The following is a 9,558-nucleotide window of genomic DNA, read 5'->3' as shown; positions in this document are numbered from 1 at the left end:
GACGCAGATCCAAGGACGCATACCTAAGCGGTAGGACAATTCCCATTCACGACCCATGTAGCAAAATACACCGATCAGGAAGTGGAAAATTACCAATTGGTAAGGGCCGCCGTTGTACAACCACTCATCGAGGGAAGCTGCTTCCCAGATTGGGTAGAAGTGAAGACCGATCGCGTTGGATGAGGGAACAACAGCACCTGTGATGATGTTGTTACCGTACATCAAGGAACCTGCTACTGGTTCGCGGATGCCGTCGATGTCCACTGGAGGAGCAGCGATGAAGGCGATGATGTAGCAAATGGTGGCGCTGAGCAAGGTAGGAATCATCAAGACTCCGAACCAACCGATGTAAATCCGGTTGTCGGTTGATGTGACCCACTCACAAAAGCGTTCCCAGACGTTGGCGCTTTCGCGCTGCTGTAAGGTTGTTGTCATTTGTTTATGATTGCTTTATTTGGTTTTCAATGTTCGTGACGGCTTTGTGTTCCGCCATGTAAATAAACATAAAGCTTTTATTTCAGTTTGTAAAGGCCTTCTAAGCACAGATTTTCTTATAGTTAACATAAATTATGCTTATTCAAAGCCATAAGGCTTGCTGTATAAGGAGTTGAAAAGCTGAGTGCGGAATTTGTGGACGATCGCCCACGAAAGAAGAATACTCATAATCTACCTGGGCAACGAGATTCCGGGCTTGCGTCAGTGTTAAGATAGATGAAGGGTTGCGATCGCCAACCGCAAAACTCGCAATGCACAGATATATGTTACTGCGTAAGTCCGATCGATAATTATCCCAAGGAATGTCTCGCACCGTCACCTACAGCCCTGCTTATACTCTGGTTCCCACTTACGAGTGTTTTAACCGCTGCACCTATTGCAATTTTCGGGCAGAACCGCTGCAAAGTCCTTGGCTGACACTCGCAGAAGCCGAAAAACAGCTTTTGCGGCTGCAAACTCAAGGTGTAATTGAAATTCTGATCCTCAGCGGCGAGGTACATCCTCAAAGTAAACGGCGAAAAGCTTGGTTGCAGCGGATTTACGATTTGTGCGAACTGGCACTTGCTCTGGGATTTTTGCCACATACTAATGTGGGGCCGCTCAGCTTTGAGGAGATGGCACTGTTAAAAGAGGTAAATGTATCGATGGGGCTGATGCTAGAACAGCTTGCCCCACATTTGTTACAAACTGTTCACCGGCACGCACCGAGTAAAGTGCCGGCGCTGCGGCTGCAACAGTTAGAATGGGCTGGGGAATTAAAGATTCCATTCACAACTGGTTTGCTGCTGGGAATTGGGGAAAGTGAGGCAGATTGGATTGAGACGCTGGAGGCGATCGCCCGCATTCATTCGCGATACAATCACATTCAAGAAGTTATCCTCCAGCCACACAGTCCGGGAAATCAGCAAAGTTGGGACGGTGAAATTTTTGATGCTACAAAAATGCCGGAAGTAATTGCGATCGCCCGCAGCATTTTACCATCTGAAATCAGGTTGCAAATTCCGCCAAATTTAGTTGCACAGCCAGACATATTGCTGGCTTGTTTAGAAGCAGGTGCTAGAGATTTAGGAGGAATTGGGCCGCGGGATGAAGTTAATCCCGATTATCCTCACCTGCACCACCAAACTTTAACAGAAATTTTAGCAGCAGCGGGATGGCAACTTGTGCAGCGTTTGCCTGTTTATCCTCAGTACGATAAGTGGCTGCCACAGAAATTGCAAACTGCTGTTAAACAATGGAGAGTTAGTCATTAGAAATTCTTATTTCTTAGTCCGCGCAGGCGGACTTCGTTTGACAAGAAGCGGTTTCAACCGCCGAGTGATAAAAATAAACTATTGAGATTTTAAATCAAAGAACCGCCCCCATCAATCCACACTTCAGTACCTGTGATAAAGCTGGACGCATCTGATACCAGAAATAAAACTAATTGGGCGACTTCTTCACTAGAACCGGCGGTATTATCAGTCAAAGGAATCATATCTTGAATCGACTCAGGCGCGACTGGAATGCGATCGATATGTCGCTTCGTGGTGCTTTCCTCAATGGCAGTCAGCACCGCGCCCGGACATATAACATTGACTCTGATTTTGCTGGGAGCAAGTTCTAGCGCCAGCATTTTCGCTAAAGCTACTTGGGCAGCTTTGCTGGAGGCGTAAGCTGTAGCGCCCACTTTCTTGAAACTTCTGGTGCCATTAATCGACGATGTAATCACGATGGAACCTCCTTGTTTTTTTAAATAAGGAACTCCATATTTTACCGTCAAAAATGTTCCTCTGAGGTTGGTGTTAATTGTCCTATCCCACTCTTCGGGTTCCATCTCTTCTATCGGCGACCATACACCGTTGATACCCGCATTTGCGAACACAATATCAATTCTTTGATATTCATCAAAAATGGTTTGAAATGCCTGTTGCATTTGCAGAGAATCGGCCACATCTGCTGCAACAGCTAGCCCGCAGCCTCCTTCATCGACCAACTGGCGGACGGTTTCTTGCGCGGTTTCTAAAGTGCGATTGATAATAGCAACTTTTGCGCCTTCCTTTGCCATTAAAATTGCTGCTGCACGACCAATTCCCGACCCTCCGCCAGTAATAACGGCTACTTTTTGTGAAAGTTTCATAATTTTTTATGTAAAATAACATTATACACGATCGCCTCGCCTAAAAATAGGACTAAAGAGAGAGCTTTAGTCCTAACTATAGATAGATTTTAGCTATTAAAAATATGAAACCAAAAAGTAAAAAGATATCTTGCTTTTTACTTTTTGCTGTTAACACAGTCCTTACGGCTGCGGAACCCAGACAGAAACTGAACCGGCGTTACACCTAAAATCAGCCCAACCATCCTCATTAGTTGTGATGGGTTCTTGGATGTGTTCGGTGATGTCAATATAAGTTCGGTTCGGCTGTCCGACTTCCATAAACTTAGTGCCATCGCCTCCGTTACTGAGTACCACAGCCATGCCGCCCGGATGTTCTTCATCTCCGAGTCGCGTCCAGCCAAGGGTATTGGCGTGGTCGAAGTAATCGTACTGATTGCCGTAGGAATAAGTTTGGCGCGCGAACAAGAATTTATCTACCATAAACTTATGTTTGTCTAACCAAATCTCGTATTCATTGCCATCATTTGCTGTATCCTTATAGTTAGCGCCGTAATAATCCGGGTAAAAAATGCACGGATATCCTTCGCGCCGTAGCAGGATTAAAGCGTAGGCAAGAGGTTTAAACCAAGCTTCGACAACTGATTCTAGGGATTGTAAGGGCTGGGAATCATGGTTGTCTACCAAGGTAACGGCGAGGGCGGGTTGCTGTTGGACGAGAGTGTTATCAAAAATTGTTCGCAAATCATAGCTATTACCGGCTTTGCTAGCAGCGTGGAAGTTGTAGTGGAGGGGTGCATCAAATAAGGCTACTTTACCGTCCGTTGCTTCTAGGAAGTAGTGCAAAGCTTCCACTTCATAAGACCAATATTCGCCGACGGCAAATAGGTCGCGTTGGGCATAGTGGCGGACGTGTTCCAACCATTCTTGGAAAAATTCTGCTGCTACGTGTTTGACGGCATCGAAGCGAAAGCCGTCAACGTTTGTTGTATCGACATACCACTCACCCCAGTATTTTAATTCCCCGGTGACTTCTGGGTTGTCCATATCTAAATCGCAACCCATCAGGTAGTCATAATTGCCTTTTTCTAGGTCTACTCCTCGATCGAATTCTTTACCTTTAAGCAGGTAAACGGCATGGGTTTCTGTGTTGTAAACGTTGTAATCAATGGCGTCAAAATGCCACCAATGCCACTCCATGCTGGAATATTTTTTGTCGCGGCCGGGGAATGTAAAATGCGTCCAAGCTTTGATGTTTTGATATTCGCCTACGGTGTCATTCCGGTTGTCGGGATTGAAGGGTGTGGCTTCGGCTTCTTCTTCTGCATCTGCACCTAATTTGTGGTTGAAGACTACATCGGCATAAATCCGAATTCCTGCATCTTGGGCAGCTTTTATCGCGGCCAAATACTCATCTTTTGTCCCGTATTTCGTGCGTACTGACCCTTTCTGGTCGAACTCGCCTAAATCGAATAAGTCGTAGACGCCGTAACCCACATCCATACCGCCGCCGGTTCCTTTATATGCTGGCGGCAACCACAGGGATGTAACGCCTATTTTGGCTAAATCTTTTGCTGATTTCGCTAGCTGATTCCACAGGCTGCCGTCAGCGGGTGTGTACCAGTGGAAATACTGCATCATGACGCCATTTAGTTCAGACATATATTTAGTTTTTCCTGTTTTGTAATGTTGCCAGATAGATTTTTGTTCGTAGCTTGCTAGTTTACGTAGGTCTGCAATCTATCGTTAATAAATATAATAATAGATGGGGTTGCTCACCACAATCTATCTGTTGATGGATTGACAAAAAAATGTAAATTTGATAATAATTATTTTAAGGCTATGGAAAATTATTAAAAGGGTGGCTATGCTTCGGCAACTCGCTCAAGTCTGGTTTTCCAAGTACCGTCGATCGCCAATTCAAGCAATCTAAATCCCGGCGGGATTTCGTCAAGTATAATCGGATGGCTTTTGGGTAAAAGTTGGATGCAGGTGCTGGGTGTCCCCAAGTAGGTAACTGACCCCCGCTGTTGTTGAAATTCTTGGTGAATGTGGCCACAAAGAACGATTTTGATTTGAGGGTATCGATCGACAATTGCGAAAAATTCATCGGCATTGTGCAGCATCATTCCATCCATTATTTCAGAGTCGATCGGCAAAGGATGATGGTGCAAGGCAATGATAACAGGTCGATCGCCCGTTTGTTGCAGTTGAGAGTCGAGCCAATGCAAGCTTTCTGGGGAAAGCCGCCCGCCGTCGCATCCGGCTTCTACACTCGAAAGTAATAGAAATTGCCAGTTTCCTAGCATCCATGATTTTTCTGGGGAAAGAGGCGACTGATTTAAGATTTCTGCCATGACTGGGATGTTGTCGTGGTTCCCAGGTATCCAGTAGGCGGGAATTCCGAGGGGGGCGATGAGGGAGACGAGGCGCTGGTAGGATTCGGGTGTTTCGTCTTGGGACAAGTCCCCTGTGAGTAGGAGTAAGTCGGGCGGCGGCTGTATCTGTTGCAAGCGATCGAGAACTGCTTGGAGGGTGCGGGTTGTTGAGAGGCCTTTCCATTCTCGATCGATCTCTGCAAACAAGTGAGTGTCGGTGATTTGGGCGACGAGTAGGGGAGAAACTGGTGTCATGGCTGGTGTGGCGGGTCGTTGCTATAGTTCTAGAGTAGCTTCCCACAAGGGTTTTGGGGATATGGGGAAAAAGGGCGATTCCCTACCCTTGGGGAACCCACGCGCGTTGGGGATAGCTGCGCTTTACGAAATTTTTGACAGGTATGTTAAAATTTTCGAGATTTGGTGTACTATAAGAAAACGTCAAATTTCAGACGTAACGGCGGCATAGCCAAGTGGTAAGGCAGAGGTCTGCAAAACCTCCACCCCCAGTTCAAATCTGGGTGCCGCCTTTTTAAGTCATGTTTTTAAATAGCTCGAAACGGTCACAAGCTAAGGATTAGGCGATTGTTGCAGAATGTAAATCGCACATAATTACATACAATTGATTGGAAAAAGTAGTGCAGTTTTAAGTCAGTGCCAAACAATCCAAAAATCAATCAGGCAAACGGTCGATTGAAGGCGGCTAAGACCGGTGTAACAATTCTGCAGCGTGGTGATCGCCTTTATCTTCGGGCCGTGCTCCCCCCGCGCCCCGGTTCGGGCAAGTTGTCGCCGTGCCAGCAGCAAATCGCGCTAGGTATTCACGCGAATATCGCCGGAATATCCTTGGCCGAGAAGGAAGCTCGCAAAGTCGGTTACTTGCGGGATGCCAGAAAGTTTGATTGGGCAGATTATGGCGGCGGCAGAAATAAGTCGTCTGAGATGATCGCCGATTGGCTGACTAAATTTGAGCAAAGCAAGCGCGGTGCAGTCTGCTCAACTACTTGGAAAACAGATTACCTGCAACCTTTTAATCAGTTACCAGCCGATGAGCCGATCGCCCCCGAAGTGTTACTAAGTGCGATCGCAAAAACTAAACCCAACACCCGGCAGCGGCGCCGATTCTGCTTAGCTTTCCGGCAGCTCGCTCAATTTGCCGACATTGAATTCGATCTTGGTGATTTACTGGGCAACTATTCCCCCTCAAAGGTTCAGCCCCGAAACTTGCCAACTGATGACGAGATTGAGGCTTGTTTTGATAGGATTGAAAATCCTCAGTGGCAGTGGGTTTATGGCGTTCTCGCAGCTTACGGTCTACGCGACCACGAAGCATTTTATTTGGATTTGAGCAAGTTTCCGATCGGCCAGGTGTTAGAAGGTAAGACCGGATATCGGCAGTGCTGGCCGCTGCGGCCGGAGTGGGCAGAGCGCTGGGACTTGAAAAACATTAAACGACCGCCTGTTACCGGTGACTGCCATGCTGACTTTGGCGATCGCGTTTGTAAATTTTTCGCGAGGTCGCCTGCTGATTTTTGCGCTTATGATTTACGCCATGCTTGGGCTATCCGGGCTATGAGCTTTGGTTTGGATGTCGCGTTGGCGGCGAAACAAATGGGTCACTCTTTAACAACCCATACACAGACTTATCACCTCGCTCTTAACGAGCGCGAACAGCAACGAGCTTACGATCACTTGCTACGGATGTATGGCGAAAAACTCTGATACTTTTAGTTACTCGTCAATATGGAATATGTGACTTTTTATCAACTTGCTATTATTGGGGCTTAAAACAGCGGAGTAATTGTTCGGCGGTTCATGCCAGCTTAATTTTTTACCCCACATTTCGTCATCTTCAAAAAGCTCTGGTCTGTGTTCGTAATACCATTCCCTTGCTTCTGGCCACCATTTCCAGCCTTGCTGAAATCCATGAGGAATAATAGATCGTACAACGCGAAGCTCTCTTTCTTCTGGGATGTGATCGCAATTTCTTTGCCACTGTAGCTGGCAAGGTGCCGCATATTTAAAGTGTGCAAAAAACCACGTTTTTTCTATTGGGATTTTGACCTCATGGCTGTGCCAACACAAAGGTATGTCTTCTGCCGCAGCAAATCCTTTTTCCTCCCATCCTAGCCAGTCTAGTACCTTGATATAACGGTCATCTTTAAATCGTGAATAGTGAAGTTCGAGTGGTAAAGCTTCCGCTTGGATTTGCAGGGGGTCGTCACGCCATCCAAGCACTGTATCGCCGTACTTTTGGCTAGAATTTTCTATCCAAAAATATCCGGCTCGATAAGTGTATCTTTGGTGAATCCATTGAGTTCGCTTTGGTAGGTCAACCGTCAGCAAAACGTTTTTAATTGCCTCTTTGATACTGTTGGGATGTTCTTCTTTTTCCCATTGATTCACTATTTTGGTTAGCTGTGCCTTCCCAACAGTTTCGGTGTATTTTTCTGAAATAACTTTTTCAACCGCTGTCGTAAATTTTTGCAAGTTGGTTAATTTTGTTGCCATACTTATTATTCAACGGTGAAAACGACCATACTCTTTATTGACTGTTTACAATGTTGTCCTATCATATTGTAAGTCATTTATTCCGTATAAAGATATGAAGCTCAAAACAAAAACAGTAGATCAGTGGATTGACTTAATAGAAGAACGTTTGACGCATCGCACAACCACTAAAAAGAAAGTGAAAATGTCGAAAATGTCCGAATTTTCGGACACTTTCTAGCTTTGGAAGTTTTTGCGTTTCCTCTTCCCGGTTTTTTTGGAAATTTTTCTGGGGCGCTGGTATTTAGGTTTAGGTTTTAACTCTTCTAAAACTCCTGAAAAGAAAGCTTTAATAAGTAAAACTTATTCTCTAAAACGCCCCGAAAAAATTTTTCAACCTATAATTTTCCCTTATCTATTATTTGCCTGGATTCGGCTCCTTCGGCGACGGGCCGAGACTAGCCGATGCTCCAGTAAATAGATATTGGTGTGAGGCTTCCACCAGTGCTCGTGCAAGAATAGCAAGCCATCCTCTGCACCTAAATCGGCGGGCATTCCCTTCAATTGCGGCAATTTTTCTAGTAACTGCTTCTTGATTATTGGGGGAACTCCCGATCGCTTTTGTTGCACTGGTGTAGCTTCCATGCGGTAGGAGTTTGAGAGGTGGCGGGAAACAGTCGATTTAGATACTCCCCGATTTTCGGCGATCGTCTCTTGCTTCCCTCCGTAAAATTCAAAATCCGAGGCACAGTACAAAAAACGGGAACCCCGTACCAGTACGCGCGCCGGTCGGTCGCACGTGTGAAGGCTTCCCGGTTGCACTATCCGGCTCGGAACTTTTTCAGGGTCTTTGCCCTGAGCTTTGATTTTTTCTATCTCCTCCTGTCGTTTGCAATAAAGGGCAAGCTTTTGTTGGTGTTGAGCTTCGATTTCTGTGGCGAGTATGTGGAGATTGCTCAACTCATCGACTTCAATGGCGGCGATCGGCCCTATTTTTTCTAGACCGGCCAGTGCCACAACTTTTTCAAAACTTGTATAGTAGACTATGAATTGCTTGCCTTCTCTTCTGAAGCCTCGAATCAGCCCCGATTCTTTGGCTTCGCGAAGCAATTCGTACACTTGACGTTTGCAGAGATTAAGAATACGGCTGGCGCCCAACATTGTAAAAGTTCCTGCCCCGCATCCCGTGGGTTTTCCTCCCGGATTCCAACGGGATAGATCGTAGCGGCGAGCTAACAACCAGATTCGCAGTTGACCACCAAAATGGGCGTACAATCTGGCTGGGAAATTGACTGTGGTGGCATACTCGCTATGCCGATGCTCACACAATTCAATCAGCCATTCAGGGGCTTGAAGCGGTGGAGATTGTAGCGGATTATTGATCCAAAGATAAGGCTTGCCCGTGCCCGGATGGATGGATGGCGGCAGTACGCTTTGATGCCCTACCCAGCGGAATTCTAGGCACTCTTCTTTGCCGTCATCGCCTGTTACACCAGTTAGGATTTTTTGATACTTGATGCGATGCCACGCCGACTCTGGTACAGAAAAAAGGCACTGCTTTCTACCAGGGCGACCGCTAGTCCATGCGGTTGTTTTCGAGAAATCGGATAGGTCGTTCTCACCTGCCAACTTTTCGAGTAGTTTGGCGGCGGATGGACCGTCAATATCAATAGCCAGAAATCCCTTGCCAAGTTTTAATCCCAAGCCGGTAGCCCTGCCACTCTCTAATTCGGCGAGGCATGAAAGGGGATCGAGATCCGTTTTTGTCCAATTTTTTCGGTAAGGCTTTTTGCCGAATACTGGTTCTACAATCCAGCCGGGCGGGTAAGTTAATAGGGATTCACTGGCGGTCAAGGTTTGCAGCATGATTAGCGAATCTCTGGCCCCTTATCCAATACTTTCTGAAGGAGTGGAAGATTCCATTTGTAGGTTGCCCGCATGGCATTTGTGCGCCGAACATCGCGGCAGTGGCGTCCTAATTTGAAAGTGCCATCGGATTTTAAATTCAAGAGGTGGCTGCGGCTAATCCCTAATTCATAGGCCGCCGTAGAAGTAGAAACCCAGTCGGTAGATAGTGGTCGCCCTAATGTTTTCTGCATG

Annotated in this window: 8 protein-coding genes, 1 tRNA gene and 1 pseudogene; 3 read left to right on the top strand and 7 right to left on the bottom strand. The window is 46.5% G+C overall.

Annotation, left to right across the window (positions count from 1 at the left end):
* Positions 1–435, bottom strand: a pseudogene (locus QUB12_RS21640) (photosystem II q(b) protein); the annotation flags it as partial.
* Positions 436–797: 362 nt separating this feature from the next.
* Between QUB12_RS21640 and cofG the strand changes: the two are divergent.
* Entirely contained in the window at positions 798–1,748 is a 951-nt protein-coding gene (gene cofG, locus QUB12_RS21635) for a 7,8-didemethyl-8-hydroxy-5-deazariboflavin synthase subunit CofG (RefSeq protein WP_333143151.1), read from the top strand.
* An 89-nt stretch (positions 1,749–1,837) separates the two neighbouring features.
* On the opposite strand, the gene QUB12_RS21630 is transcribed toward cofG, so the two are convergent.
* The 3 genes from QUB12_RS21630 to cpdA form a co-directional block, all read right to left on the bottom strand.
* The gene (locus tag QUB12_RS21630) at positions 1,838–2,614 is read right to left on the bottom strand and encodes an SDR family NAD(P)-dependent oxidoreductase (protein WP_333143150.1); all 777 of its coding nucleotides are present in this window, start codon (positions 2,612–2,614) and stop codon (positions 1,838–1,840) included.
* A gap of 162 nt (positions 2,615–2,776) precedes the next feature.
* Entirely contained in the window at positions 2,777–4,255 is a 1,479-nt protein-coding gene (locus QUB12_RS21625) for an alpha-amylase (protein WP_333143149.1), read from the bottom strand.
* Positions 4,256–4,458: 203 nt separating this feature from the next.
* Positions 4,459–5,226, bottom strand: a complete 768-nt coding sequence (gene cpdA / locus QUB12_RS21620; RefSeq protein ID WP_333143148.1) for a 3',5'-cyclic-AMP phosphodiesterase — start codon at positions 5,224–5,226, stop codon at positions 4,459–4,461.
* Positions 5,227–5,427: 201 nt separating this feature from the next.
* Between cpdA and QUB12_RS21615 the strand changes: the two genes are divergently transcribed.
* Positions 5,428–5,498 (top strand) — tRNA-Cys (locus QUB12_RS21615).
* Between the two features lie 124 nt (positions 5,499–5,622).
* Complete coding sequence (locus tag QUB12_RS21610; RefSeq protein WP_333308353.1) at positions 5,623–6,690, top strand: site-specific recombinase; 1,068 nt, start codon at positions 5,623–5,625, stop codon at positions 6,688–6,690.
* A gap of 9 nt (positions 6,691–6,699) precedes the next feature.
* On the opposite strand, the gene QUB12_RS21605 is transcribed toward QUB12_RS21610, so the two are convergent.
* The 3 genes from QUB12_RS21605 to QUB12_RS21595 form a co-directional block, all read right to left on the bottom strand.
* A complete protein-coding gene (locus QUB12_RS21605) occupies positions 6,700–7,479 on the bottom strand; it encodes a hypothetical protein (protein ID WP_333308351.1) in 780 nt (259 codons plus the stop codon).
* A gap of 390 nt (positions 7,480–7,869) precedes the next feature.
* Positions 7,870–9,324: a bifunctional DNA primase/polymerase gene (locus QUB12_RS21600; protein ID WP_333308349.1), complete on the bottom strand. Its 1,455-nt coding sequence runs from the start codon at positions 9,322–9,324 to the stop codon at positions 7,870–7,872.
* Between the two features lie 2 nt (positions 9,325–9,326).
* A complete protein-coding gene (locus QUB12_RS21595) occupies positions 9,327–9,557 on the bottom strand; it encodes a hypothetical protein (RefSeq protein WP_333308346.1) in 231 nt (76 codons plus the stop codon).
* Position 9,558: the final 1 nt, after the last annotated feature.

The organism is Microcoleus sp. B7-D4, from assembly GCF_036705125.1.
Classification (GTDB): domain Bacteria; phylum Cyanobacteriota; class Cyanobacteriia; order Cyanobacteriales; family Microcoleaceae; genus Microcoleus.
The sequence above is the reverse complement of the archived record's forward strand: the minus strand, read 5'-3'. Positions and strand labels throughout refer to the sequence as shown.